The sequence below is a fragment of the Rhodococcus sp. (in: high G+C Gram-positive bacteria) genome (assembly GCF_049286785.1).
Classification (GTDB): Bacteria; Actinomycetota; Actinomycetes; order Mycobacteriales; family Mycobacteriaceae; genus Rhodococcus_F.
Map to the genome: position 1 here is coordinate 12681 of NZ_JBAQEO010000784.1, position 26071 is coordinate 38751.

The window sequence follows — 26071 nt, forward strand, 5'->3', positions numbered from 1 at the left end:
CCGGCCTTTCAGCCGCGGTCATGCGGCGGTATCCCGCGGGGTGATACGTACGAATCCGTCGCCGTCGATACTGGCAGTGTCGCCGGTGTGGAACCAACCCGCCGTGAAACGCTGCGCCGTCGCTTCCGGCCGATTCCAGTACCCGCGCGTGACTCCCGGTCCGCGACAGAGCAGTTCACCGAAACCGCGTTCGGCATCCGGGCCGAAGAGCGCCACCTCCATACCGCCGAACGCGATGCCCACACTCCCCGCGTGGCTCAGCCCGCATTCGTCGGGCAGCGCGAGCCCGGCACCGCACGTCTCGGTCATCCCCCAGCCGAGGAAGTGCCGGGCCGCCGGGAAGGTGCTGCGCAGAAACCACGTCTGCTCGAGCGACAGGCCCGACCCGCTGTAGTCGATCCACCGCACGGCCCGGCGACCGAAACTCGTGACGGGTGAACTGTCGAGTGCACGCAGCAGTACAGCGGGAGCCGCGGTGAGCACATCGGCGCCCGTCCCCCGCCACGACGACGCCTCCGTGCTGGTGGTCAGCAACACTGTGCCACCCACGACCAAGGTCGACAACAGTTCGACGACGGACCCCACGGTGTGCAGGTCGGGATCGACCAGCAGATTCCGCAGGCCCTCGGAACTGAAACCGCGTGCGTGAACCACCGACTCGATGGTGGACAGCACGTTCTCGTTACTGAGCTCGACACCTGCGGGTGATTCCCCTGTTCGCCCGGTATAGGACAGGAGCACCAACTCCTCGGGGCTCGCCCCGTCGTCGATGAACGAGGTCCCGTCGGGGAGTTCCCCGTCGAGAGTCAGCACCGACTCGCTGTCGGCGAGCACCGCATCGGTTCGGGCCTCGTCGAATGCCGGATTCACACCGACGGGCACGCCCCCTGCGAGGAGGGCCCCGAGGAAGGCCTGCACCCACCGCACGCCGACGGGCTGCCGGATGGCGATGCGATCGCCTATCTCGATGCCCTTCGCCTTCAATCCCCCGGCGACCCGAGCCGCGGACGTCCACAGCTGCGAGAACGTGAGCGACGCCCCGTCCACTTCCTCGACGGCGGTTCGTCCCGCGTAGCGGTGCGCCGCCACATCGAGTAATTCGGTGAGGGACGGACCCAGCCCGTCGTACCGGAGCAGTCCGTCGCGGCCGCGCGTCACCCTGGCGTCATGGAAGAACGACCGGCTGCAGGGGTATTCGACGAGGGACGACGGCATCTGCACCTCCGCTGGCGACAACAGTGCTGCCTCCGACTATATGACGGCGGTCACAATCGCGGACGGCAACCGCGGAGGTTATCGCCCCCGATAGGTGGCCTTGCCCGGTCCGACGTCGAGGAAGCTGCGGACCGCACCTGCCAGGTCTTCGGTGTCGAACAGCGCACCGGACACCGCGGGCGTGATCGCGTCCGCATGCGCGACTCCACCCGAGCGCCACGCCGAGATGATCTGCTTGGTGGCGTCGTGTGCGCGGGTCGGCCCGTCCGCGAGGCGCGCGACGAGTGCACGAGCCGCCGTGTCCACATCGTCGTGGACGGCATTGACCACACCCCAGGAATGAAGCGTGGCCGCGTCGTACAGGTCGCCGGTCATCACCAATTCGCGAGCCCGCCCGGATCCGGCCCGCTCGGCCAGACGCTGGGGTCCACCCATCGACGGCGTCAGACCGACGACCGTCTCGACCAGTCCGAACCTGGCCTTCGGCGCTGCAAGGACGATGTCGCAGGCGAGCGCGATCTCGAAAGCGGCCGTCAGCGTCAGCCCGTGTGCGGCGTACACCACCGGACACGGCAAGGCCTCGAGCGGATGGCAGATCTCGGCGAACAGTTGCTGCCACAGTTCGGCACCCTGCTCGGCGGTGAGCCCGTCGAAGAGGTGGACGTCGACTCCGGCCGAGACGACCTTGCCTTCGGCCCGGAGCAGCACCGCACGCGGCGGATTGATCGTCAGAGCGGCGACGTCCGCCGTCACCGCGTCGAACATCGCCTGATCGAACAAATTCAGCGGGCCGTGCGCGAAAGTGAGGACCGCGATCTCGGCGCCGTGCTCGCTGCGGATGCGTTCGAGGCGCGTGGGATGCGGTGAGGTTGCGGGATCGGTCATGGCGTCAGACTGCCACACGGGTCTCGCCTACGATCGGAGTGTGGGCTCCCTGCGCGCAGGGCTGGCCGACGCCGTGGGAGAGCGGTTCGTGACCGTGGACCCCGGTGTTCTGGCCGCCCGCGCCACCGATCACACCGGCCGCTGCACCGGGCGCGCCGGAGCCCTGGTCCGGCCGGCCGACGCCGCGGAGGTGTCGGCCGTGCTGATCGTATGCCGCCGGGCGGGGGCGCAGGTCACCGTCCAGGGCGGACGTACCGGGCTCGTCGGCGGTGCCGTTCCGGAACACGGCGACGTACTGCTCTCCACCGAGCGACTGACCGACGTCGGTGCCGTCGACACCGAGGACCTGCGGGTCACCGTCGGCGCGGGTGTGGTTCTGTCCAGGCTCCAGAAGGCGGCGCGAAGGGAAGGGCTCCTGTTCGGCGTCGACCTTTCCTCCCGCGACTCAGCCACGATCGGCGGCATGCTGTCGACCGATGCCGGAGGGCTGCACACGATCCGCTACGGCAACATGCTCGACCAGGCACTCGGACTCGAGGTGGTCCTACCCGACGGTTCTTTCGTGCACCGGACCACGCGGGTGCCCGCCGACAACTCCGGCTACCACCTGCCTGCGCTGTGGGTCGGCAGCGAAGGCACCCTCGGGGTGGTGACAGCCGCCGACCTCCGACTCCACCCGACCCCGCTCCGCGGTGTCACCGCCCTGGCAGGCTTCGCGAAGCTATCGGCACTGATCGATGCCGGACGTCGGTTGCGCCGACTGGGCGGCGTCGACGCCCTGGAGTTACTGGACGGCCGGGGACTCGAACTGGCCGCCACCCGTTTGGGAGCCGGGGTCCCCCACGAACTGCCGTGGTATCTCCTGGTGGAACTCTCGGGTGATCGGGACCGCACCGACGAACTCGCCGAGGCGCTCGGCGGCTGCGAACCCGCAGACGAACCCGCGGTCGGTGTCGACGCGACCGGCCGAGCCCGGGTATGGGCGGCCCGCGAGGCGTTCGCCGAGGTGGTCGGATTGTTCGGCCCGCCGGTGAAATTCGATGCCGCGTTCCGGCTGGAGGCGTTCGAGTCTTTCGTGGAGGACGCCGTCGGCTTCATATCGAAGCGCGCACCGGACGCCATCCCGGTGCTCTTCGGACACTTCGCCGTCGGGAATCTCCATCTCAACGTGCTTCGCTGCCCCGACGAGACGGCGCTCCGCCGTCCGATCCTCGAACTCGTGCGTGATCACGGCGGCAACATCTGCTCCGAACACGGCATCGGGTCCCACAACCGCGAATACCTCGAGTTCGCGTACAGCCCCGAGGACATCGACGCGATGTGGACGATCAAGCGCGCGTTCGACCCCGACGACTACCTCAACCCCGCAGTGATCTTCCCTCCGCGGCTGCGTCTCCGGAACTGACGGTGTCTCCGGAACTGACGGTGTCTCCGGAACTGACGGCGTCGCCGGAACTGACACGGACATCGGCACCGACCAGATCGCCCTCACGCGTCGGTCGGGCGAAACACAGCGAAGCCACGAATCCGATGAGCAGGACCGCCGCGGGTAGCCACACCGATTGCGACATCGCCGTGGCGAAAGGTTCTTTCACGAACTCGGGGAGTTCGTCCGTTCCGCCTTCCCGGCCCCCGCTCGTCAATCCCTGTGCGGCAAGGCGGGCGGTGATGAGCGCGCCGATCGCGGCGCTGCCCAGCACCGCTCCCACCTGGCGGGTGGTGTTGTAGACACCCGCGCCTGCGCCGGCCTGATGGGGAGGCAAGTTGTGTGTGGCAGTCGCTGCCAGTGGCGACCAGATACACGCGTTCGCCAATCCGATCAGCCCGATGGGCAACAGCAGTTCCCAGACCGCGGCTTCCGGCGTCATGACAAGGGCAAGCCAGCCGAGCGCGACCGCGAACAGCAGGAATCCCGAACCCGCGATGTAGCGCGGATGGGTGCGGTCCACGAGTCTGCCGACGAAGGGTGCGAAGCAACCGGTCAGCACCGCCATCGGCACCAGCAGTAGAGCCGACTGCGTGGGCGAGAGACCGCGCACCGACTGCGCGTAGAACATCAGTGGCAACGCCATGGTCGTGACGGCGACACCCATCGTGGTGATGGCAATGTTGGCGAGGGAGAAGTTGCGATCCTTGAACAGGCTCAGCGGCAGGAGCGGTTCGTTCGGGTTCCAGGACTGGTACCAGACGAACACACCGAGAAGCACCAGACCGGCACCGATCGACGACCACACCAGTACCGACCAGTCGTAGGAGCTGCCTTCCTGGATGCCGAACACGAGCAGGAACATTCCGAGAGCACTGAGGATCACACCGGGGATGTCGAACTTGTGCTGGTGGGTCTCGAGAGCCGGAACCCAGCGCCACGCCAGCACGAACGCGACGACACCGACAGGAACGTTGACGATGAAGATCCATTCCCAGCCGAGGCCGTCGACCAGCACGCCACCCGCGAGAGGGCCTACGAGCGTGGCGATTCCGGCTACCGCCCCCCACAGGCCCATCGCCGTACCGCGCCGGTCCGGCGGGAACGTCCGGGTGATCACCGCCATCGTCTGGGGTGTCATCAGCGCGGCGCCCAGACCCTGGAACACGCGGGCGACGATCAGCATCGTGATGGTGCCGGACAGACCGCACCACAGCGACGCGCCGGTGAACAGGACCAGCCCCACGAGATACGTGTTCTTGGGGCCGAACCGGTCACCGAGGCGGCCGGTGATCAGCAACGGCACCGCGTACGCCAGGAGGTAGGCGCTCGTGACCCACACGACACTGTTGATGTCCGCATGCAGATCTTTCATGATCACCGGGTTCGCGACCGACACGATCGTGCTGTCGACGAGGATCATGAAGAAACCGATCACCAGTGCCCACAAGGCGCGCCAGGGATTGGGTGAAGTCGTACTTTCGGTGGTCATCGCCAGTCCTTCGTGGAGCCGGAATCGACCCGGCGTGCAGTGGTCGTTGTATGGACCATTTCCGTTGTGAGCCAAGGCATCTCACCGGAGCTGATATCGTTCACCAGGGCGCACAGCCAGTCGCGTTCCGCCCGGGCGACGGTGGTGAGGTACTCGTTCCCGAGCAGGAAGATCCGCGGAGTCTCGGCCGAACAGCCGAGCGCAGAAGCCGCTTCGAGGTCCTCGATCTCGTGCCCGAGATGGGCGATTCGTTCACGAAGGAGGTGCACGACGGCGTGGACGTCGAGGTTGTGCGCCTCCGCCAGTGCAAGCGGGAACTGCGGAAACTCCCGGCCCGGAACGGCCAGCATGTCGCTCACCTGCCGCACGAGAGTCGTCCGTCCCTCGTCCGTGATGTCGTACATGGTGCGCTCCGGCCGGTTTCCCGACCTGCCGGTGCCGACGGGGCGCACCAGTCCACCGGCCTCGAGCCTGCTCACGGTGTGGTAGAGCGATCCCGGCCGGACCTTCACGATGCGTCCTCGCCGGGCCGACGCGAGTTGATACATCTCGTAGGGATGCATCGTCCGCTCGCACAACAACCCGAGGACAGTGACGGCAAGCGGTGTCAGTGTCACGATCCCGACCTCCGCAACCTTTGATAGTCCACACCGAATAGTCCGTACGAAATATAGGGGTTCAGGCCGGCCGAGACAAGGGACTACCGTACAAGCGTGGATTCCCATCACTTCGATATCGTTCGGCTCGCCTGGTCGCGGGAGCTGGGCCTGCCCGATGACGCGCTCAGCGCCGACCCGGCCGGCGGGAATCGGGTGACACGCGCCGACGAGAGCGCCGATTCGATCCAGTTCCTGCGCCTCGGTTCGGCCTCGGCGCTCGTCGGACCGGGGTGGGCCGTCGAGCGCGCCGATCCCTGCACGGACGAGGAGTTACGGGAACCCGCCGCCTGGCTCGCACTCACCCAGGACCGCTCCGGTCGCTGCGCCGGCCCCGTTGTCCTGGCATACGGCACCGAGTATCGCGAGGCAAGCACGCAGCCCCTGGTCGCCCACGACCTCGAGCAAGTGCGCAGCCTCGAATCACTGTGCCCGCCCGACGACGTCGCGGAGGCGAATCTGGGCGGACGGGCTCGCTGGTTCACCAGTCTCGACGACGCGCACGAACCCCTGAGCGCCGCCGGGTACAGCGAGTTCCAGGGATTCCTTGCCGATCTCGGCGTGCTGACGGCTCCTGCGGTGCGCCGACGCGGGTTCGGCGCGGCGATCGCAGGGATCGCCACCGACGACGCACTCGACAGCGGGCTCATCGCACAGTGGCGCAGTCCGCGCGACAATCGGGCGTCCCGCGCGCTGTCCCGGCACATCGGATACCGGGAACTCGGCACACATATCACCGTCGCACTCTCGCGAACTTCGCTGTGACGAAACCAGGATGCAGGGAAACAGAGGCACCATGACAGATCCGACGGGCGACGGACGCACGGCGGGCGACGACAGCACGGCGGGCGCGTACGTCGAACCCGGCGAGGAATTCACGCGCGACACCAACTACATCGAGACCCGTATCACGGCCGACGGCCGCGACGGCTATCCCGTGGAACCCGGACGCTATCGACTCGTGGCGGCCAGGGCGTGCCCGTGGGCCAACCGGGCGATCATCGTGCGGCGACTGCTCGGACTCGAGGACGTGTTGTCCATGGGCCTGTGCGGTCCCACCCATGACAAGCGAAGCTGGACATTCGATCTCGACCCGGATGGTGTCGATCCCGTGCTGAGGATTCCGCGCCTCCAGGACGCGTACTTCGCGCGCTTCCCGGACTATCCCCGCGGCATCACCGTTCCGGCGATCGTCGACGTGCCCACCGGGAAGGTGGTCACCAACGACTACGCGCAAATCACCCTCGATCTGTCGTCGGAATGGACGCGGTACCACCGCGAGGGTGCGCCGGATCTCTACCCGGAGACCGCGCGCGACGAGATCGACGAGGTGGCCGGTCTCGTCTTCGAGGATGTCAACAACGGCGTCTACCGATGCGGGTTCGCCGGTTCCCAGGAGGCGTACGAGAGTGCGTACGACCGCCTGTTCGCCCGTCTGGACTGGCTCGAGGAACGACTGACCACGCGCCGGTTCCTCGTGGGTGACTCGATCACCGAAGCGGACGTGCGGCTGTTCACCACCCTCGCCCGCTTCGACCCCGTGTACCACGGGCACTTCAAGTGCAACCGGAACAAGCTCAGCGAGATGCCCGCGCTGTGGGGTTATGCGCGAGATCTGTTCCAGACTCCCGGGTTCGGCGACACCGTCGACTTCGTCCAGATCAAACAGCACTACTACATCGTGCACACCGACATCAATCCCACGCGGATCGTGCCGAAGGGCCCCGACCTGTCGGGCTGGCTCACCCCGCACGGACGCGAGGGGCTCGGCGCCCGCCCATTCGGCGACGGCACACCGCCGCCACCGCCGAAGCCCGCGGAGCTGGTCCCCGCAGGCAACGGAGTGTGACCGGATCGGTCACTCCCCCGCGTACGTGCCGAAACTCCAGAACACACCCTCCGGGTCGCGGCACGTGAAACCGCGAGAACCGTAGTCCTCGTCCCGGAGTCCCCGGACGATGGTCGCACCACCGGTGTCGGCCCGCCGATACATCTCATCCGGGTCGTCGACAACGAGGTAGACGGAGCCGACCCCCGCCGGCAGATCCGCGAGCACCGATCCCTCGCGAGGGGAACCGAGCATGATCCCGCCGCCACCGAGCCAGTCCAGCTGGGCGTGGTCCACCCGATCGCCTTCGCCGTACACCGCCTTCTCGTCGAAACCGAATGTGTCGACGAGGAAGCGGATGGCGGCCCGCGCGTCCCCGTAGACGAGGGTGGGCCAGACGGTCGTGGTCCTTTGTGAGTTTTTCGCTGTGGTAGTCATGGCTCTACTGTGCGTTGTCGTCGCTGTCCCGGTCTTGGACGAATGAGAACGTGTCGACCTCGCGCCACACCGACGGCGCCATCCCGGCGAGGGCGCGCCAGTCCCGGGCCATGTGGGCCTGGTCGTAGTAACCACATCCCGCGGAGACCTCCGCGAGAGTGGCCCGGGCGGACGCTCGGAGCATCCGTCGTGAGCGGTGGAATCGGGTCAACCGCGCAACATCCTTCGGTGCAACCCCGTACTCGGCCTGAAATCTGTTGACGAGATGCCTTCTGCTCCAACCCACCTCCTGCGCGACCTCGGCCACCCGGACCCTGCCGTCCCGAGTGAGCAGGTGCCACGCCCGGGAAAGATGGGGATCGATCTCTACCGGAGATGCTCGCCGGAGCAGGATGTCGTCGAGGATCTCGAAGCGTTCCGCCCAGCCGGTGTGCCTGGACATCCGATCGATCAACTCGTCCGAGTCGGGGCCGAGGAGTTCGCCGAGTCCGACCACCCACGCGCCGAGAGCCGCGGCCGGCACACCGAGCAGGGCCCGGGCGCCGAGTGGGGTGAGCGCCAGCTGGACCCCGTGCTGAAAGCCGTCGTGCCGGATCGTGACCGGCGAGGTCGCGATGCCGCTCGCGAGTGCGTCGTAGCGCCCGGGCGCCTGCTCTGCCACCGCCTGCTCCGCGATCTCGAGGGGTTCGTCGAGCGCGACGACCACCGTGAGCTGCGGCGCGGGTAGACCCAGATGGATGCCGGGCTCGAAACCCTCGAGCCGGTACCCGTCGTATCCCGCCACGAGACGACGCAACGGCTCGGCCGGGTGCCCGAACGCTCCGTGCGACGTTCCAGCGTCGGATTCGGCGCTCTCTGCGACGCTCACTCTCCCAGGGTAGGAAACCCCGCCGGTCCGGACCACACCGTCGGCTCGCATACAGTCGTGGGTGGAACGCGCAACAGGCACACGAGGGGAGCTTCGATGGCGGACATCACGCGACGTGCGGACGGTGGACGGATCGAGAAGACACTCGTCTCCGTCCTCGACAACGGAAGTCGCCTCCAGGCTCCTGCCGTGGCGAAGTACGTCGATCGGGTACGGCGTGCCCACCCGGACGAATCGCCGGCCCAGATCATCGAACGCATGGAGAAGATGTTCCTGCTGGCCGTGACGGGCAGCGGAAGCGCGGTGGGCGCCACCGCCGCGATACCGGGCGTCGGCACGGTGGCGTCGATCGCCGCCGTGGGCGCCGAATCGGCGTTCTTCCTCGAGGCGGCAGCACTGCTGACGCTCGCCGCGGCCTCGGTCCACGGCGTCCGGGCCACCGATCATCAGCAGCGGCGAGCGCTGGTGCTGGCGGTGGCGCTCGGCGAGTCGGGGATGGAGATCGTCGAGAAGGCGACGGGACTGACGGTCAAGAACTGGGCGGGGGCCATCACGAGCCGCGTACCCGGCCCGACCCTGCGCGGCATGAACAAGACGCTCCTGCGCAAGTTCGTCACCAAGTACGCGGCCCGTCGCAGCGCACTGATCTTAGGCAAACTCGTCCCGGCCGGCATCGGCGCCGCAATCGGCGGCGCAGGCAACCGGGCCATCGGCAAGGGCGTCGTCAGGAATGCGCGCGAGGCCTTCGGTCCCGCGCCGTCACAGTGGCCGCACACCCTGCCTGCATCCGTGGACTCCGCACGCGAGTCCTGAGGGTCAGTGTGCGAAATGCTTCTCGGTCGAGTGGCCACCGTTCTTCCTCTCGAGTTCTGTGCACACTTCCTCGATGGCGTCGGCCACCATTGTTCCGAGGTCCGCACTGAACCCTTCGCGCACCACGATCCGCAGTACCGCCACATCCTCCGCATCAGCCGGCATGGTGTAGGCGGGCACCTGCCAGCCGCGGGCCCGCAACTCGTGTGACACGTCGAAGACGGTGAATCCCCGATCCCCGACGAGTTGGAACGCGATCACCGGTATGTCGCTGCCGTCCGTCACGAGCTCGAAGTACCCGAGCGCGGCGATGCGCTTTCCCACACGAACCGCCGTGTCGCGCAGTGTCTCCATGATCGTCCGGTAGCCGGCGCGGCCGAGTCGCAGAAAATTGTAGTACTGCCCCACCACCTGGTTGCCGGGACGCGAGAAGTTGAGGGTGAACGTGGGCATGTCGCCACCCAGGTAGTTGACCCGGAACACCAGACCCTCGGGCAGGTAATCGCGTCCGCGCCACACCACGAACCCGATACCGGGGTATGTCAGCCCGTACTTGTGCCCACTGACGTTGATGGAGACCACCCGTGGAACACGAAAGTCCCACAACAACTCCGGGTGCAGGAACGGAACCACGAATCCACCGCTGGCCGCGTCGACGTGAATCGGGACATCGGGGCCGCCGGACGCAGCCACCTCGTCGAGCGCATCCGCGATCTCGGACACCGGTTCCAGTTCGCCGGTGTAGGTGGTGCCGACGATCGCGACCACTCCGATCGTGTTCTCGTCCACCGCCTCGCGCACCTGCTCGGGTGTGATCATGTAGCGGCCCTTCGCCATCGGCAGGTACTTGGGCTCGACATCGAAATACCGGCAGAACTTCTCCCACACCACCTGAACATTGCTGCCGAGCACCAGATTCGGACGGGTCGCGTCCTGTCCCGCTTCCTCGTGCCGCGCCCGCCACCGCCACTTCATCGCCAGTCCGGCGAGCATCACCGCCTCGCTCGAGCCGATAGTGGACACACCGGTGGCGCCGGCCGGATCGGTCGTGGACAGCCCAGGGGCATGGAACAGGTCGGCCACCATCGACACGCACCGTGACTCGATCGCGGCCGTCGCCGGGTACTCGTCCTTGTCGATCATGTTCTTGTCGAACGTCTCGGCCATCAGCCTGTCGGCCTGCGGATCCATCCACGTGGTCACGAATGTGGCCAGATTCAGACGGGAACTACCGTCGAGCATCAACTCGTCGTGGATGAAGCGATAGGCGGCCTCGGGGTCTGCCTCGTCGTCCGGCAACCGAAGGGCGGGGAACGGATCGATGGACATGCGCCCGGTATATGCCGGCGCGAGTACGTCGCGGTGGTGATGGTGCTTGCTCATGTGTGCCCCAATCGATTGGTACCGGCAGTGGGTGAAGATCGTCATGGCAGCCAAGCAGTCCCGAACCAGTAGTCTCGAACCGGTTCCCATCGATTGTGTCAGGGGAGGACGGCTTGACCACAGCAATTCCGGGCGGTTTCGCAGCACCGATCGAGGTGCGGGGGCTGTCGAAAAGCTTCAAGAACGTCCAAGCCGTGTCGGATCTGAGCTTCACCGTCCCGCAGGGCTCCATCACCGGCTTCCTCGGGCCCAACGGATCAGGCAAGACCACCACGTTGCGGATGATTCTCGGCCTCGTCCGGCCGACGTCCGGCACGTCCGCGGTCGCGGGTCTTCCGATCCGCGCACTGAGAGACCCCGCCCGCACGGTCGGTGCGGTCCTCGATTCGCAGAGCCTGCATCCGAACCGGACCGCTCTCGACCATCTGAAAATCTACGCATCCGCCATCCGGCTGCCGGACGCCCGCGCGCGGCAGGTGCTCGCACTCGTCGGTCTCGAGGAAGCCGCCGGGCGCAAGGCCGGCGGATTCTCGCTCGGCATGCGCCAACGACTGTCACTGGCTACCGCCCTGCTGGGCGACCCGCAGATCCTCGTCCTCGACGAGCCCGCCAACGGGCTCGACCCCGAGGGCATCGCCTGGCTCCGGGAATTTCTGAAGGGGTTCGCCGCATCCGGCCGGACTGTGCTCATCTCGAGCCACATCCTGCGGGAGGTCGAGCAGACCGTCGACAACCTGGTGATCGTCAGCCGCGGCGCACTCGTCTACCAGGGCCGGATGGACGAACTGCGTAAGTCGCAGCAGAGCAGGGTCCTCGTCGCGTCGTCGAGTCCGCCGGCACTGGCGACCGCACTGGCCGCCAAAGGCATCGTCGATTCCCGGTCCCTCGCTGACGGACGGCTCGCGGTGGTCGGCGCCTCGCTCGACGTCGTGCAGTCGGTTGCTGACGAAGCAGGCGTGACGATCTTCGGAGCGGTCGGCGAACACATCGACCTCGAGCAACTCTTCCTGTCGATGACAGCGGGCCAGTACGTGGCGGGCGCGAGCGCTGCCGCACCGGCCGGTTACGGTCCGCCGCAGGCGTACCCACCGCACCCCGGATACGGTCCACCGCCCGGGTATCCCGCTCAGCAAGGGTACGGCTACGGCCCACCGCCCGGTGCCCCATCGCATTACCCGGCAGGACCCGGCTACCCCACGCACCCCGGAGGTCCACGATGACCGCGCTTCTCACCGCCGAGTTCCGCAAGGTCACCACACTGCGTTTCTGGTGGATGCTGGGCCTGACGCCGCTGATCGTCGGAATGTTCTCCAGCGCGATCACCCTTCCGGTGCTGCGAACGTTCACCGACGCCTTCGAGGCCGACCCGGCAGATGCCAACCTTGCGGCAACGGTGTTCGGACTTTCGGTTGCGCTGTCGCTCGTGGTGCTCTTCGCCGCCCTCTTCGGGGCCGTCAACTTCGGCACCGAGTTCCGTTACGGCACTCTCACCACCACCTTCCTCACCTCACGCGGGCGCGACGGGGTGATAGGCGCCAAGCTCGCCGTCACCGCGGCGTTCGGGTTCTTCTACTGCTTCGTGGTGGAGACGGTGAGCGTCGCGCTGCTGCTGACCTTCGGCGGCGACAGCTTCGACCTCGGTGGCTCCCTCTTCGCGATGCTCGGGTCCGCACTCTTCTGCGCGGTGGCGTGGGCACTGATCGGCGGCGGGCTCGCGATGCTCACCAGTTCGCCCATCGGAAGCTGTATCGCACTCGTGGTCTGGTACACGCTCGGCGAGATGATCCTGCGGTCGATCCTCAGTGGGATCGGCGTCGGCGCAGTTGGTGGGATCCTCCCCGTCTCCGCCACGCTGGGAACGGTGGCCAACGCCGCCGCGGGGAACGACATCGAGTGGCTCACCCTGTGGCCCACGGCTCCCCTCGCGCTCCTCGTGTGGACCGCACTGTTCGTCCTCGGCGGTGCGGCGATCACCCGCCGGCGCGACATCACGTGAGCCGCGGCAAACACCTCGACAGGGACACCGCGCAGCGCTGTCGGCGCCCAGCGCTAACGTAGGTTCAGTGGCGGAACACCCTGGCTGGATACAGCGGTTGAGCGGAGAATGCTGGGCACACCGCCGTGTCGCGGTCGGGGCGCTCACCGTCACCGTCGTGGCGTCGGCCATCGACATCTCGTTTCCGCTCCTGACCAAGTACGCACTGGACGCTGCCGGTTCGGGTCGCGCCGCCCGGGTGATCGGTACCGTCGCACTCCTCATCACGCTCCTTGCCTGCGTGCGATTCGCCTGCCAGTTCGGGCGCCGGATGCTCGCCGGCAAGCTGTCACTCGACGTCCAGCACGATCTCAGGCTGGGACTGCTCGCCTCGCTGCAACGGCTCGACGGCCGTGGTCAGGATCAGATCCGGACCGGTCAGGTGGTATCTCGATCCATCACCGACCTGCAGCTCGTACAGGGACTGCTCGCGATGGTCCCGATGTCGGCGGGCGCACTACTCCAGTTCGTCCTCGCGCTCATCATCATGGCGTGGCTCTCACCGCTCCTGACGCTGGTCGCGCTGGTGATGGTTCCCGCTGTCAGCCTGGTGGTGTACTCGATGCGGCCCACGTTGTTCGCCGCCACCTGGTCGGCCCAGCAACGCGCCGCCGACCTTGCGCAGCACGTCGAGGAAACCGTCACCGGCGTCCGGGTGGTCAAGGGATTCGGGCAGGAACGGCGCGCGGTCGATCAGCTCGAGGATCACAGTCGCGCCCTGTACGCCGAACGTCTGCGGGCGGCCCACATCAACTCACGTTTCGCGCCGACCATGGCCGCACTGCCGCAGCTCGGGCTCGTCGGCGTGATCGCCGTCGGCGGTTACCTGGCCCTGCACGGTTCCATCACCATCGGCACCTTCCTGGCCTTCGCCACCTACGTCGCCACCATGACCGGGGTGACCCGCACCCTGTCGTCCGTGGTCATATTGGCGCAGCTGTCCCGCGCGGCGGTGGAACGCGTGTACGAGGTGATCGACACCGAACCGGAAGTCGCCGATCCGCCACACCCGGTGACCCTGCCGAGCGGTCCCCTCGGGGTGGATTTACGGTCGGTCACCTTCGGTTTCGAGTCGGGGCGCGACATCCTCCGAGGGCTCGATCTGCACATTGCTCCAGGTGAGACGGTCGCGGTGGTCGGCGCCGCCGGATCCGGGAAGACCGCCCTCTCCCTGCTGCTGCCGCGCTTCTACGCGCCCTCCTCGGGAACGGTGTCACTCACCTCGGAGGACGAGTCGTTCGACGTCGGCGCCCTGCGCGCCGATCAGCTGCGCGAAGCGGTAGGCCTCGTCTTCGACGAACCGTTTCTCTTCTCCGACACGATCGCCGCAAACATCTCGCTCGGGCGTCCCGAGGCCACCGCCGAGGAGATCCGGGACGCGGCCACCATGGCAGCGGCCGACGACTTCGTCAGCGCACTGCCCGACGGTTACGACACCGTCGTCGGCGAACGCGGGCTCACCCTGTCGGGCGGGCAGCGCCAGCGGATCGCGCTCGCCCGCGCTCTCCTCACCGACCCCCGGGTCCTCATCCTCGACGACGCCACCTCCGCTGTCGACGCCACCACCGAGGCCACCATCTTCGAGGCATTGCGGGCGCACCGCGGGCGCACCGCACTCGTGCTCGCCCATCGACGCTCCACCCTCTCTCTCGCCGATCGAGTCGCGGTTCTCGACGGCGGCCGGATCATCGATTCGGGAACGGTGTCCGAACTCGACGGCCGCTGCTCGCTCTTCCGTGAGCTGTTCGCCTCGCCGGACAGCTCCGGCAACGGCCAGGCCGAATTTCCGCGCACCGGTCACGTCGCGACCTTGCAGAGCACGCCGGCCGACGCCGATCTGTGGCCGGCAGACACCGAGCAGAGGGAGGAACCCGCGTCCTCCACCCGAACCCCGTCACCCGGCCGGGGCCCCGGGGGTGGCGGCGGCCGGGGCGGCGGAGGGCAGATGGCGGGAGCGCTGGGCAGCGTGGCCGCCACGCCCGAACTCCGGGCCGCGGTGGAGGCGCTGCCTCCCGCACTCGAGAGCCCCGGTGTCGAGTCCCGGAGCCTGCGGCAGCCCGAACCCGACTTCCGCCTGTCCCGGATTCTTCGCCCCGTGCGCGGGCTACTCCTCGCCGTCGTCGTCTTCCTCGCGCTCGATTCACTGGCCGGTATCGCATTCCCGTCCATCGTCCGGTTCGCCATCGACCACGGTGTGGTCCCCCACGACCCGGCGACCCTGTGGACGGCGGCCGGCCTGGGGATCGCTCTCGTCGCGGGCGGCTGGATTGTTGTCGCCGTGATGACCGTTCTCACCGCCCGCGCCGGGGAACGTGTGCTGTTCGGGCTGCGGGTGCGCAGCTACGCCCACCTTCAACGACTCGGACTCGACTACTACGAGCGGGAGCTGTCCGGCCGGATCATGACCCGGATGACAACCGATGTCGACGCGTTGTCCTCGTTCATCCAGACCGGGCTGTCCACCGCGGTGGTGAGCGTCCTGACCCTCCTCGGCATCTCGGTCGCCCTGATCGCGACCGATCTCACCCTCGGCCTCGTGGCGCTCGCCGTCATTCCGCCGCTCGTGATCGCGACGCTGATCTTCCGGCGGATCTCCTCCGCCGCCTACACCCTCTCCCGGGAACGGATTTCCCTCGTCAACGCGGAATTCCAGGAGAATATCGCCGGCCTGCGGGCGGCGCAGGCCTACCGTCGCGAAGAATTCGCCGCCCGCCGGTTCGCCGAACGCGCCGACAGCTACCGCCGCAGCCGGATGCGATCACAGCGGGCCATCTCGGTGTACTTCCCGTTCATCGCCTTCCTCTCTGATCTCGCGCTGGGGGCCGTCGTGTTCGTGGGCGCCCACGAGGTGGCCGCCGGGCAGACGACCGCTGGAACGCTCGTGGCGTTCGTGCTGTACCTCGGCCTGCTGTTCGGGCCGATACAGCAGCTGTCCCAGGTGTTCGACGGCTACCAACAGGCCGATGTCGGACTCCGCCGAATCGGTGACCTGCTCCGCACGCCCAGTTCGATCGAGGCCGCATCCCAGGAGGACTTCGTTCCGATCGAGGGGCATCTGCGCGGCGACGTGCGCCTCGACGACGTGCGCTTCCGGTACCGGGGGGCCGACGCCGACGCACTCACCGACATCGACCTCCACATCCCCGCAGGCAGCACGGTGGCCCTGGTCGGCAGGACCGGCGCAGGAAAATCCACCATCGTGAAACTGCTCGCCCGGTTCTACGACCCGACGTCGGGTGCGGTGCTCGTCGACGACGTGGACATCCGCCACTACGCGCTCGGGCAGTATCGGGGACGGCTCGGAGTGGTACCCCAGGAGGCGCATCTCTTCACGGGAACGGTGGCGACCAACATCGCCTACGGCAGGCCGGACGCGAGCCGTCGGGACATCGAGGATGCCGCACGCTCGGTGGGCGCACTGGGCGTCATCGCCCAACTCCGTGGCGGCATGTATCACCGCGTCGGCGAGCGCGGACAGGGGTTGTCGGCAGGCCAACGGCAGTTGATCGCCCTCGCCCGGGCCGAACTGGTCGACCCCGACCTGTTACTGCTCGACGAAGCGACGGCCACCCTCGACCCCGCCACCGAACAGCTCGTCCTCGAAGCGAGCAGCAACGTGACGCGCCGCCGGACGTCGGTGGTGGTGGCCCACCGGCTCGGCACTGCGGCCCGCGCAGACCTCGTCTTCGTGGTGGACGGCGGCCGCGTGGTGGAGACCGGCTCGCACAGCACGCTGAGGTATGCCGGCGGCCACTATTCGGGACTGTGGGATGCGGCGCAGGCCGGTGAGGGGAATAATCTCGGGTCGAGAACCGTCATCGATGGAGACCCCATCGGCCGGGTATGAGAATGATCGGTCAAGGCGAAGCCTGTTCGTGAGAACGCTTGTTCGTGAGAGAGATCACACGGAAGCACCTCGCAATTTCCTCGTCACCAGCGGGGGCTACGCTCATGTATATAGGCGCTCTGATCGGGTACCGAAATAGAAACGAGGCGAACACCTGCCGTGAGCAGCAGCTCTACATCCCAGTTCGGACAGAACCAGTGGTTGGTTGACGAAATGTACCAGCGGTTCCAGGACGATCCGTCGTCCGTGGATGCAAGCTGGCATGAATTCCTGACGGATTACTCGCCGGACGCTGCCGCCAAGACCGGCGCCGCCAACGGTAAGGGTGCGAACGGAACCACCACCACGACTTCGGCGAGGACTGCACCACCCCAGCAGCCTGCCGAGCCGAAAACGGCCTCGTCCACCACCTCGCCGGCAGCCCAGCCTGCTGTGGCGCCCGCACGGAAGCCCGAGACCAAGGCGGCAACCAGGGCACCCGCCGCAAACGGTGCAGCCAAGACCGCAGCACCCACGGCCCCGGCGCCGAAGACCGCACCGGCCAAGACCGAGGCGGCGGCCGCTCCGGCCGAAGACCAGTCGAAGGTTCTGCGCGGCGCAGCTGCTGCCGTCGCGAAGAACATGGCCGTGTCCCTCGAGGTTCCCACCGCCACCAGCCTGCGCGCCATCCCTGCGAAGCTGATGTTCGACAACCGGATCGTGATCAACAATCACCTCGCACGGACTCGCGGCGGCAAGATCTCGTTCACCCACCTGCTCGGTTACGCCATCGTGCAGGCCGTGAAGGCGTTCCCGAACATGAACCGCCACTACGCCGAGATCGACGGCAAGCCGCATGCGGTCACCCCCGCGCACACCAACCTCGGCCTGGCGATCGACCTCGCAGGCAAGGACGGCAACCGTTCCCTCGTCGTCGCGGCGATCAAGAACACCGATACCCACAACTTCACGCAGTTCTACAGCGCGTACGAGGACATCGTCCGCCGCGCGCGGGACGGCAAGCTCACCGCCGAGGACTTCTCCGGTGTCACCATCTCGCTCACCAATCCCGGCGGCATCGGTACCGTGAGCTCCACGCCGCGGCTCATGAAGGGCCAGGGCGCCATCATCGGCGCCGGCGCGATGGAGTACCCGGCCGAGTTCCAGGGTGCGAGCGACGAGAAGATCGCCGAGATGGGTGTCGGCAAACTGATGACGCTCACCTCGACGTACGACCACCGCATCATCCAGGGTGCCGAGTCCGGCGACTTCCTCCGGACCATCCACAATCTGCTGATCAGCGACGAGTTCTACGACGAGATCTTCCATGCGCTGCACATCCCCTACGAGCCGGTCCGCTGGCGCAAGGACGTGCCGGAGGGTGCCGTCGACAAGAGCACCCGCGTGCTCGAGCTCATCGCTGCATACCGCAATCGCGGCCATCTCATGGCCGACACGGATCCGCTGCAGTTCGTCAAGGACAAGTTCCGCAGCCACCCGGACCTCGACGTCACCACTCACGACCTGACCCTGTGGGACCTCGACCGCGAATTCAAGGTCGGCGGCTTCCACGGCCAGGAGAAGATGAAGCTGCGTGACGTGCTCAGCGTGCTTCGCGACGCCTACTGCCGCCACGTCGGTGTGGAGTACACCCACATCCTCGAGCCCGAGCAGCAGCAGTGGATCCAGGACCGTGTCGAGGCGCATCACGTCAAGCCGACGGTCGCTCAGCAGAAATACGTCCTGAGCAAGCTGAACGCCGCCGAGGCCTTCGAAACGTTCCTGCAGACCAAGTACGTCGGGCAGAAGCGGTTCTCCCTCGAGGGTGCCGAGTCGGTCATCCCGATGATGGACGCCGTGATCGACCAAGCCGCCGAGCATCAGCTCGACGAGGTCGTCATCGGCATGCCGCACCGCGGTCGTCTCAACGTTCTCGCGAACATCGTGGGTAAGCCGTACTCCAAGATCTTCACGGAGTTCGAGGGCAATATGAACCCGGCGGCCGCTCACGGCTCCGGCGACGTGAAGTACCACCTCGGCGCCGAGGGCACCTACATCCAGATGTTCGGCGACAACGACATCACGGTCTCGCTCACCGCGAACCCCTCACACCTCGAAGCGGTCGACCCCGTGCTCGAGGGCCTGGTCCGCGCGAAGCAGGACATCTTGGACAAGGGCGAAGACGGCTTCACCGTCCTGCCCCTGATGCTCCACGGTGACGCCGCGTTCGCAGGTCAGGGTGTGGTTGCAGAGACGCTGAACCTTGCGCTGCTGCGCGGATACCGCACCGGCGGCACCGTGCACATCGTGGTCAACAACCAGGTCGGCTTCACCACCGCCCCCGAGTACTCGCGTTCCTCCGAGTACTGCACCGATGTCGCGAAGATGATCGGCGCGCCGATCTTCCACGTCAACGGTGACGACCCCGAGGCCTGTGTCTGGGTTGCCCAGCTGGCCGTCGACTTCCGGGAGAAGTTCCAGAAGGACGTCGTGATCGACATGATCTGCTACCGCCGTCGCGGTCACAACGAGGGCGACGACCCGTCGATGACACAGCCGGCGATGTACGACGTGATCGACACCAAGCGCAGCGTCCGTAAGAGCTACACCGAATCCCTGATCGGCCGCGGCGACATCTCGCTGAAGGAAGCCGAAGACGCCTTGCGTGACTACCAGGGCCAGCTCGAGCGGGTGTTCAACGAGGTTCGCGAGCTCGAGAAGTACAAGCCCGAGCCGAGTGAGTCGGTGGAGCTCGATCAGCCGCTGCCCACCAAGCTCCGCACCGCCGTGGACCGCTCGGTGCTCGAGCGGATCGGTGACGCATTCGTCAACGTGCCCGACGGTTTCTCGGTGCACCCACGCGTCAAACCGGTCATCGAGAAGCGTCGCGAGATGTCCCGCGAAGGCAAGATCGACTGGGCCTTCGCCGAGCTCCTCGCTTTCGGTTCGCTCGTCGACCAGGGCAAGATGGTTCGCCTGTCGGGTCAGGACTCCCGACGTGGCACCTTCACGCAGCGCCACTCGGTGCTCATCGACCGTAAGACGGGCGACGAGTACACCCCGCTGCAGAACCTCGGCAGCGAGAACCCGGGCAAGTTCCTGGTCTACGACTCCGCACTCAGCGAATTCGCTGCGGTGGGCTTCGAGTACGGCTACTCGGTGGGCAACCCCGACGCGCTCGTGCTGTGGGAGGCGCAGTTCGGTGACTTCGTCAACGGTGCGCAGTCGATCATCGACGAGTTCATCTCGTCCGGTGAGGCCAAGTGGGGCCAGCTGTCGGATGTCGTGCTGCTCCTGCCGCACGGCCACGAGGGCCAGGGTCCGGACCACACGTCCGGCCGCATCGAGCGGTTCCTGCAGCTGTGCGCCGAGGGCTCGATGACGGTGGCGGTCCCGTCCACCCCGGCGAGCTACTTCCATCTGCTGCGCCGGCACTCGCTCGACGGTGTCCGCCGTCCGCTGGTCGTCTTCACGCCGAAGTCGATGCTGCGCAACAAGGCTGCGGTCTCCGACGTCGAGGACTTCACCACCGGCAAGTTCCGCTCGGTGTTCGAGGAGCCCACGTACGAGACCGGTGACGGTCAGCGCGACAAGGTCACCCGCGTCCTTCTCGTCAGCGGCAAGTTGTACTGGGAACTGCTGGCCAAGAAGCACAAGGAAGACCGCGAAGACATCGCCATCGTGCGTATCGAGCAGCTGTACCCGGTGCCGAGCCGTCGTCTGCGTGAGACGCTGGACCGCTACCCGAATGCCAAGGAATTCCGGTGGGTTCAGGAAGAGCCGGCCAACCAGGGTGCATGGCCGTTCTTCGGTCTCGCACTTCCGGAGTTGCTGCCCGACAAGCTCACCGGCATCAAGCGCATCTCGCGTCGTTCCATGTCGGCGCCGTCCTCGGGTTCGAGCAAGGTGCACGCGGTCGAGCAGCAGGAGATCATCGACGAAGCGTTCGGCTGATTCGAGAATCCGATCTGCTACCGAGCCGGGTCGAGTTCACTCCAATGGGGTGGATTCGACCCGGCTTCGTAGCATCCGGACCTTCCGGTGGTTCGCAAGTTGCGGGAGCGGGGTCTGGTATCGGAGCGGCGGCGAGTCCGGAAGGCCTTCAGCCTTGGTCGATGTACGACTCGAGTTGGTCGCGTTCGCTCTGCAACTCGTCCAGGCGAATCTTGACCACGTCGCCGATGCTCACGATGCCCAGCATGTGGCCGTCGACCACCACCGGCAGGTGCCGGATACGGCGCTCCGTCATGGTCGCGGCGAGGCTGTCGACACTGTCGGTCGGCAGACAGGTTCGTACCGAGGTGCTCATGATCGCGGCAACCGGGGCGTTCAACACCGACGCACCGTGCTCGTGGATCTTTCGCACGATGTCACGTTCGGTCACGATGCCGATGACGGCGTCGTTCTCGACCACGACCAGGGCTCCCACGTTGTGCCGGGCGAGGTCGGCGATCGCTGCACTCACGGAGATCCCCGGATCAACCGTCGCCACCATCTGCCCTTTGTTACGCAACACATCCGCGATCCGCATCCGGATACCCCGATCCATCCGCTCGACTGCCCGCCGAGTACGGGCGGGCGCTATTCAGCGTAAGCCCGCGCTGCAGCAGGTTTCCGATTGTTATCCAGTCGTTACCGCACGACCCGACGGCCGATACTCCGCGATCAGCCCACTCCAGGCCCGATCAGCCGAGCGCCGCGCCGAGAGCGGCCGCGATCTCCGGAACGGCGGCAACAGCGAGGGCGGGGAGAGCCTGGACGTTCAGCTCGATCAGTTCTTCTCGGGTGAGTTGCGGGTCGCGGAGCCAGGTGATCGTGACTTCCTCGACGTACGCGATCCAGCCGCGGACCGCGAGCCCGACCGCGGGTGTGGGCTCGACTCCGATGGCCGGGAGCTGTTCGAGGGTCCGGGCGGACATCTTCGCGCGGGTTTCCTCGAAGACCGCTCTCATCTCGGGGTCGCCGCTCGCGGTACCTCGGAGGAGAGAGACGTAGGTGCCGCGGTTCTCGGTGACGTAGTCGACATACGACGACAGCACCGAGCGGAGAATTCCCATCGGCTCCTGAGCCTCTTCGGCATACGGTTCCGGCGCGGTCCGGGCGAGCATCTCGTTGCTCGTGTGCCGCACGATCTCGAGATGGAAGTCGTGCTTGGACGCGAAGTAATGAAACAGCAGCCCGCGTGACACACCCGCCTGATCTGCGATTTCCTCGACAGATACCTGTTCGAGTGGGCGCTCGGCCAACATTTTCGCACCGAGGTCGATCAACTGCGCACGCCTATGCTCCGGGCTGAGGCGGGTCCGCTTCGCGACGTCCATGGGCCTAGACTACTGAATGGACGTCAATAGCTATTGACTGACCCTCAATAGCGCCCTATTGTTTCGTACATGAGTCTCCCCGTAACAGATACTTACGCCCCCTCTGCGGGTGCTCGCCACGTCGACACCCTCATCATCGGCAGCGGGTTCGCCGGGCTCGGCGCGGCAATCAAACTGACCCAGGCCGGCAAGACCGACTTCCTGGTTCTCGAGCGTGCCGCCGATGTCGGCGGAACCTGGCGGGACAACACCTACCCGGGCGCGGCCTGCGACGTTCCCTCCCATCTGTACTCCTACTCCTTCGCACTGAACCCGGAGTGGACCAGGTCGTTCTCTCCGCAGCCAGAGATCCAGAAGTACATCCGCTCGGTGGCGGACCGATACAAAGTGCGCGACAAGCACGTGTTCGGCTGCGACGTGCAGTCCGCCCGCTGGAACGAGGAGACCAGTCGCTGGGAGGTGAGCACCACCAAAGGGAACTTCCTCGCGAAGGTGGTCGTGTCTGCAGTGGGTGCACTGTGCGAGCCCGCACTCCCCGACATCAAGGGCATCGAAGGCTTCGAGGGCGAGATCTTCCATTCCGCGCGCTGGAACCACGACGCGGACCTCGCCGGCAAGCGCGTCGCGGTCATCGGGACGGGTGCCTCGGCGATCCAGATCGTGCCGGCAATCGCAGGCAAGGTGTCGCACCTCGACGTCTACCAGCGGACCGCCCCCTGGATCCTGCCCCGCGCCGACCGCGAGTACACGAAGGCCGAGCACCTCGCGTTCAAGTACGTCCCCGGCTTCCAGAAGCTGTGCCGCGCCGGCATCTACTGGATGCGCGAGAGCCAGGTCGTCGGCCTCGCGAAGGCGCCGATGTTCATGAAACCGCTGCAATTCGCCGCCGAGCGTCACCTGCGTCGTCAGATCAGGGACAAGGATCTCCGAAAGAAAGTGACGCCGAACTTCCGGATCGGCTGCAAGCGGATGCTGATCTCGAACAACTATTACCCCGCTCTCGCCCAGAGCAATGTCGATCTGGTGACGGACGGGATCGCCGAGGTCACCGCCGACGGCGTGGTGTCGAAGGAGGGTACGGTCCGCAAGGTCGACGCCATCATCGTCGCCACGGGCTTCCACGTCACTGATTCCCCCACCTTCGAGCACATTTACGGTAAGGACGGCCGCTCGCTGGCGCAGGTCTTCGACGAGGGTGGACAGCAGGGCTACAAGGGTGCCACCATCGCCGGCTTCCCCAATATGTTCTTCCTCGTCGGCCCCAACACCGGTCTGGGACACACGTCTATGGTCTTCATGATCGAGTCCCAGCTCAACTACCTGGTCGACGCGCTCGCCACGATCGACAGGTACGACATCGGGCGGATCGAGGTCCGCAAGGACGCCCAGGACCGGTACAACGCCGATCTCCAGGAGAAGCTCTCCCACAGCGTCTGGAACAACGGTGGCTGCGCAAGCTGGTACCTCGACAAGCATGGCAACAACACCACGCTGTGGCCGGGTTTCACGTTCCAGTTCCGCAGCGAAACCAAGCGATTCGACCTCGGTGCATACGACAGCGTGGCAGTCTCCGATCTGCCCTCGGTCGTGACCGCGGCCGATATCCTCGACGACGACAAGGTGATCGCACAGTGAGCGAGTTCGCAGGCAAGGTAGTCGTAATCACGGGCGCCGGCTCCGGTATCGGACGGGCACTCGCCGTCACGTTGGCAAAGCAAGGTGCCCGGCTGGCCATCTCGGACGTGGACTCCGTCGGTCTCGCCGAAACGGTCGGCCTCGTCGAAGCGGTCGGGGCCGAGGTCAAGTCGAACCACCTCGACGTCACCGAACGCGAAGCCGTTCTCGCCTATGCAGAAGAGGTACTCGCCCACTTCGGGGTGATCAACCAGCTGTACAACAACGCCGGCATCGCGTACCACGGCGAATTCGTGAAGTCCGAGTTCAAGGACATCGAGAAGATCATGGACGTCGACTTCTGGGGAGTGGTCAACGGAACCAAGGCTTTCCTGCCGCACCTCATCGCCTCGGGCGACGGTCACGTCGTGAACATCTCGAGTTTGTTCGGATTGCTGTCCATGCCCGGACAGAGCGCCTATAACTCGGCCAAGTTCGCGGTCCGCGGCTTCACGGAGTCACTGCGGCAGGAAATGCTGATCGCCCACCATCCCGTCCAGGTGACCTGTGTGCATCCCGGCGGCATCAAGACCGCCATCGCGCGTAACGCCACGGCAGGTGCGGGTGAAGACTTGGACACATTCGCCGAGTTCTTCGATCGGAAACTCGCACGCACCACGGCCGAGGATGCGGCCGAGACCATCGTCAAGGGGGTGCGGAAGAACAAGCCGCGGGTCCTGATCGGTGCCGATGCCAAGCTTCTCGATGCCTGGGTGCGCCTCGTCGGGTCCGGCTACCAGCGTGTGGTCGCGATTGTCGCCGGACGCGCCCTTCCCAAGTCGAACCGAAGCTGAGGTATCGATGACACTCACGTTGCCGCTGACCGTTGTCGCCGGGGCTCTCCGCCCATACTTCCGGTTGAGCCTCAACGCGCGACTGCCCTACCGGGTGCAGAGGGCACTGCTCGAACTCGGCGCACCACTGCAGCAGATGCCGCCGGGTGCCGTTGTCCGGGAGACGGTTCTCGCCGGTAGGCCCGCCGAGCGGGTCACGGTGGGAGCCACCGACCGCCCGACCGCGGTGCTGTATCTGCACGGCGGGGCGTACACGATCGGGTCCCCCGCGACGCATCGCTCGCTGGCGGCACATCTCGCACGGGAATCGGGCAGCGTGGTCCACACACTGGACTACCGGTTGGCTCCGGAGAATCCGTTCCCGGCCGGGCTCGAGGACGCGGTCGCCGCCTACCTCGAGCTGACCACCGAACACGGTTTCGAGCCCGGGCAACTGGCCATCGCCGGCGACTCGGCCGGGGGCGGCCTCACCGTCGCCACCGCGCGGCGGCTCATCGACCACCACGGGGTCACTCCTGCGGCGTTGGGTCTCATCTCCCCGTGGGTGGATCCCGGGCGGCGCAACACCGCCAAGGACCGCGATCTGGTGATCAACACCGCATGGTCCTCCGACGCCGCCGCGAAGTACCTGGGAACCGGCGATGTGAGGGACGCGGGGTTCGCACCACTGCACGGCAATCTGAAAGGACTGCCGCCCACCCTGGTTCACGTGGGTCTCGAGGAGGTGTTGTATCCGCAGATCATGGAATTCGTCGAGAAACTGGAGGCGTCCGTCGTGGACGTGACGCTCACCGAGTACGCGCGGCTGTGGCACGTCGCCCACTTGCAGGCGTCACTCGTCAAGGAAGCTGCCGGGGCGGTCGCCGAACTCGGAGCGTTCCTGGCGTCACAGATGCGCGTCCAGCCAGACCCGCGCGACGTCGGCTGAGCCGCTGCCGCCGCGGACCTGGCCGATCATGTCGGCCAGGTCCGCGGTGGTCAGCTCACCGGCCACCACGTTCAACGCCTTGATCTGCGGCTCACCGAGCGCCCCGATGCGATAGAGCGGCACCACGTTCTGGGCGGTGAACACCGCATTCTCGTCGGCGAGCAACACCAGTTCCGCTGCGTCCACCTCTGGGGAGGCGGTGGTCACGCCCGCCACCCGGAGAGCGCCCCCGGCGGGGTCCGGAGCGCCGAGTTCGCGGACGGTGGCGTCGTCGTCGGCCGCCTCCGATGTCTGCGCGAATGCGCAGCCTTCCAGATCGGCAATCCTTCCGGATTCGAAGTCCGGCGCGAGCACCGCAATCGCCTCGTGGCACAGGGGAACGAGTTCTTCGAGAGTGCTGAGAGCACGACGCTCCGAGGTGCCCGCGCTCACGGCCAGTGCCGAGCGATCTTCGGCGCCCGCATAGTCGGCTATCGAAAGCCCTTGTGG

General features: G+C 66.6%; 21 protein-coding genes. 11 read left to right on the plus strand and 10 right to left on the minus strand.

Annotated elements, in window-relative coordinates; genetic code table 11:
* Positions 1-18: 18 nt before the first annotated feature.
* Together WAW17_RS28140 and WAW17_RS28145 are read right to left on the minus strand one after the other, a co-directional pair.
* The gene (locus tag WAW17_RS28140) at positions 19-1215 is read right to left on the minus strand and encodes a class I adenylate-forming enzyme family protein (RefSeq protein WP_422336145.1); all 1197 of its coding nucleotides are present in this window, start codon (positions 1213-1215) and stop codon (positions 19-21) included.
* 78 nt (positions 1216-1293) lie between these two features.
* Positions 1294-2100, minus strand: a complete 807-nt coding sequence (locus WAW17_RS28145; protein WP_422336146.1) for an enoyl-CoA hydratase/isomerase family protein — start codon at positions 2098-2100, stop codon at positions 1294-1296.
* Here WAW17_RS28145 and WAW17_RS28150 point away from each other — a divergent pair.
* Positions 2099-3505: an FAD-binding oxidoreductase gene (locus WAW17_RS28150; RefSeq protein ID WP_422336147.1), complete on the plus strand. Its 1407-nt coding sequence runs from the start codon at positions 2099-2101 to the stop codon at positions 3503-3505. The two genes, WAW17_RS28145 and WAW17_RS28150, sit on opposite strands and share 2 nt — an antisense overlap.
* Here the strand turns inward: WAW17_RS28150 and WAW17_RS28155 are convergent.
* Both WAW17_RS28155 and WAW17_RS28160 read right to left on the minus strand, forming a co-directional pair.
* Positions 3459-5018, minus strand: coding sequence for an MFS transporter (locus tag WAW17_RS28155; RefSeq protein WP_422336148.1), 1560 nt, complete (start codon positions 5016-5018; stop codon positions 3459-3461). The two genes, WAW17_RS28150 and WAW17_RS28155, sit on opposite strands and share 47 nt — an antisense overlap.
* Entirely contained in the window at positions 5015-5635 is a 621-nt protein-coding gene (locus WAW17_RS28160) for a PadR family transcriptional regulator (RefSeq protein ID WP_422336149.1), read from the minus strand. Before WAW17_RS28160 ends, WAW17_RS28155 begins: the two co-directional genes overlap by 4 nt.
* Positions 5636-5731: 96 nt before the next feature.
* Between WAW17_RS28160 and WAW17_RS28165 the strand changes: the two genes are divergently transcribed.
* Positions 5732-6439, plus strand: coding sequence for a GNAT family N-acetyltransferase (locus WAW17_RS28165; RefSeq protein WP_422336150.1), 708 nt, complete (start codon positions 5732-5734; stop codon positions 6437-6439).
* A 31-nt stretch (positions 6440-6470) separates the two neighbouring features.
* Entirely contained in the window at positions 6471-7523 is a 1053-nt protein-coding gene (locus WAW17_RS28170; RefSeq protein WP_422336151.1) for a glutathione S-transferase family protein, read from the plus strand.
* Positions 7524-7532: 9 nt separating this feature from the next.
* Here the strand turns inward: WAW17_RS28170 and WAW17_RS28175 are convergent, their stop codons facing one another.
* Positions 7533-7940, minus strand: coding sequence for a VOC family protein (locus WAW17_RS28175; RefSeq protein WP_422336152.1), 408 nt, complete (start codon positions 7938-7940; stop codon positions 7533-7535).
* A 4-nt stretch (positions 7941-7944) separates the two neighbouring features.
* Positions 7945-8808: a helix-turn-helix domain-containing protein gene (locus WAW17_RS28180; protein WP_422336153.1), complete on the minus strand. Its 864-nt coding sequence runs from the start codon at positions 8806-8808 to the stop codon at positions 7945-7947.
* Positions 8809-8904: 96 nt separating this feature from the next.
* On the opposite strand from WAW17_RS28180, the gene WAW17_RS28185 reads away from it, so the two are divergent.
* On the plus strand, positions 8905-9621 hold the full coding sequence (locus tag WAW17_RS28185; protein ID WP_422336154.1) for a hypothetical protein: 717 nt from the start codon (positions 8905-8907) through the stop codon (positions 9619-9621).
* 3 nt (positions 9622-9624) lie between these two features.
* Here WAW17_RS28185 and WAW17_RS28190 read toward each other — a convergent pair whose 3' ends face one another.
* Positions 9625-11004 carry a glutamate decarboxylase gene (locus tag WAW17_RS28190; RefSeq protein WP_422336155.1) on the minus strand — a complete coding sequence of 460 codons (1380 nt, stop codon included), beginning with the start codon at positions 11002-11004 and terminating at the stop codon, positions 9625-9627.
* A 113-nt stretch (positions 11005-11117) separates the two neighbouring features.
* Here WAW17_RS28190 and WAW17_RS28195 point away from each other — a divergent pair, with 113 nt between their 5' ends.
* The 4 genes from WAW17_RS28195 to WAW17_RS28210 all read left to right on the plus strand — a co-directional run bounded on the left by WAW17_RS28195 (position 11118) and on the right by WAW17_RS28210 (position 20819).
* Positions 11118-12224 (plus strand): ABC transporter ATP-binding protein, encoded by a 1107-nt coding sequence (locus tag WAW17_RS28195; protein WP_422336156.1) that lies wholly within the window; start codon positions 11118-11120, stop codon positions 12222-12224.
* Positions 12221-13000: an ABC transporter permease gene (locus tag WAW17_RS28200; RefSeq protein WP_422336157.1), complete on the plus strand. Its 780-nt coding sequence runs from the start codon at positions 12221-12223 to the stop codon at positions 12998-13000. The genes WAW17_RS28195 and WAW17_RS28200 overlap by 4 nt, the downstream gene beginning before the upstream one ends.
* A 67-nt stretch (positions 13001-13067) precedes the next feature.
* Complete coding sequence (locus WAW17_RS28205) at positions 13068-16886, plus strand: ABC transporter ATP-binding protein (protein WP_422336158.1); 3819 nt, start codon at positions 13068-13070, stop codon at positions 16884-16886.
* 213 nt (positions 16887-17099) lie between these two features.
* Complete coding sequence (locus WAW17_RS28210) at positions 17100-20819, plus strand: multifunctional oxoglutarate decarboxylase/oxoglutarate dehydrogenase thiamine pyrophosphate-binding subunit/dihydrolipoyllysine-residue succinyltransferase subunit (protein WP_422336166.1); 3720 nt, start codon at positions 17100-17102, stop codon at positions 20817-20819.
* 148 nt (positions 20820-20967) lie between these two features.
* Here WAW17_RS28210 and WAW17_RS28215 read toward each other — a convergent pair whose 3' ends face one another.
* Both WAW17_RS28215 and WAW17_RS28220 read right to left on the minus strand, forming a co-directional pair.
* On the minus strand, positions 20968-21396 hold the full coding sequence (locus WAW17_RS28215; protein WP_422336167.1) for a CBS domain-containing protein: 429 nt from the start codon (positions 21394-21396) through the stop codon (positions 20968-20970).
* A gap of 154 nt (positions 21397-21550) precedes the next feature.
* A complete protein-coding gene (locus WAW17_RS28220; protein WP_422336159.1) occupies positions 21551-22186 on the minus strand; it encodes a TetR/AcrR family transcriptional regulator in 636 nt (211 codons plus the stop codon).
* A gap of 69 nt (positions 22187-22255) precedes the next feature.
* Here WAW17_RS28220 and WAW17_RS28225 point away from each other — a divergent pair, with 69 nt between their 5' ends.
* The 3 genes from WAW17_RS28225 to WAW17_RS28235 are packed head-to-tail and all read left to right on the plus strand — an operon-like array spanning position 22256 to position 25582.
* Complete coding sequence (locus tag WAW17_RS28225; protein ID WP_422336160.1) at positions 22256-23821, plus strand: flavin-containing monooxygenase; 1566 nt, start codon at positions 22256-22258, stop codon at positions 23819-23821.
* Complete coding sequence (locus WAW17_RS28230) at positions 23818-24654, plus strand: SDR family NAD(P)-dependent oxidoreductase (protein ID WP_422336161.1); 837 nt, start codon at positions 23818-23820, stop codon at positions 24652-24654. The genes WAW17_RS28225 and WAW17_RS28230 overlap by 4 nt, the downstream gene beginning before the upstream one ends.
* Positions 24655-24661: 7 nt before the next feature.
* Positions 24662-25582 (plus strand): alpha/beta hydrolase, encoded by a 921-nt coding sequence (locus WAW17_RS28235; protein ID WP_422336162.1) that lies wholly within the window; start codon positions 24662-24664, stop codon positions 25580-25582.
* Here the strand turns inward: WAW17_RS28235 and WAW17_RS28240 are convergent.
* Positions 25541-26071: glycine betaine ABC transporter substrate-binding protein (locus WAW17_RS28240; RefSeq protein ID WP_422336163.1), on the minus strand; the 531-nt coding region annotated here is incomplete at its 5' end. The two genes, WAW17_RS28235 and WAW17_RS28240, sit on opposite strands and share 42 nt — an antisense overlap.

Excerpts from the sequence above, each read along its gene's own strand:
- WAW17_RS28140 (WP_422336145.1), bottom strand. The coding sequence starts at position 1,215 with ATGCCGTCGTCCCTCGTCGAATACCCCTGCAGCCGGTCGTTCTTCCAT.
- WAW17_RS28150 (WP_422336147.1), top strand. The coding sequence starts at position 2,099 with ATGGCGTCAGACTGCCACACGGGTCTCGCCTACGATCGGAGTGTGGGC.
- WAW17_RS28145 (WP_422336146.1), bottom strand. The coding sequence starts at position 2,100 with ATGACCGATCCCGCAACCTCACCGCATCCCACGCGCCTCGAACGCATC.
- WAW17_RS28155 (WP_422336148.1), bottom strand. The coding sequence starts at position 5,018 with ATGACCACCGAAAGTACGACTTCACCCAATCCCTGGCGCGCCTTGTGG.
- WAW17_RS28170 (WP_422336151.1), top strand. The coding sequence starts at position 6,471 with ATGACAGATCCGACGGGCGACGGACGCACGGCGGGCGACGACAGCACG.
- WAW17_RS28175 (WP_422336152.1), bottom strand. The coding sequence starts at position 7,940 with ATGACTACCACAGCGAAAAACTCACAAAGGACCACGACCGTCTGGCCC.
- WAW17_RS28185 (WP_422336154.1), top strand. The coding sequence starts at position 8,905 with ATGGCGGACATCACGCGACGTGCGGACGGTGGACGGATCGAGAAGACA.
- WAW17_RS28190 (WP_422336155.1), bottom strand. The coding sequence starts at position 11,004 with ATGAGCAAGCACCATCACCACCGCGACGTACTCGCGCCGGCATATACC.
- WAW17_RS28200 (WP_422336157.1), top strand. The coding sequence starts at position 12,221 with ATGACCGCGCTTCTCACCGCCGAGTTCCGCAAGGTCACCACACTGCGT.
- WAW17_RS28210 (WP_422336166.1), top strand. The coding sequence starts at position 17,100 with ATGTACCAGCGGTTCCAGGACGATCCGTCGTCCGTGGATGCAAGCTGG.
- WAW17_RS28215 (WP_422336167.1), bottom strand. The coding sequence starts at position 21,396 with ATGCGGATCGCGGATGTGTTGCGTAACAAAGGGCAGATGGTGGCGACG.
- WAW17_RS28220 (WP_422336159.1), bottom strand. The coding sequence starts at position 22,186 with ATGGACGTCGCGAAGCGGACCCGCCTCAGCCCGGAGCATAGGCGTGCG.
- WAW17_RS28225 (WP_422336160.1), top strand. The coding sequence starts at position 22,256 with ATGAGTCTCCCCGTAACAGATACTTACGCCCCCTCTGCGGGTGCTCGC.
- WAW17_RS28235 (WP_422336162.1), top strand. The coding sequence starts at position 24,662 with ATGACACTCACGTTGCCGCTGACCGTTGTCGCCGGGGCTCTCCGCCCA.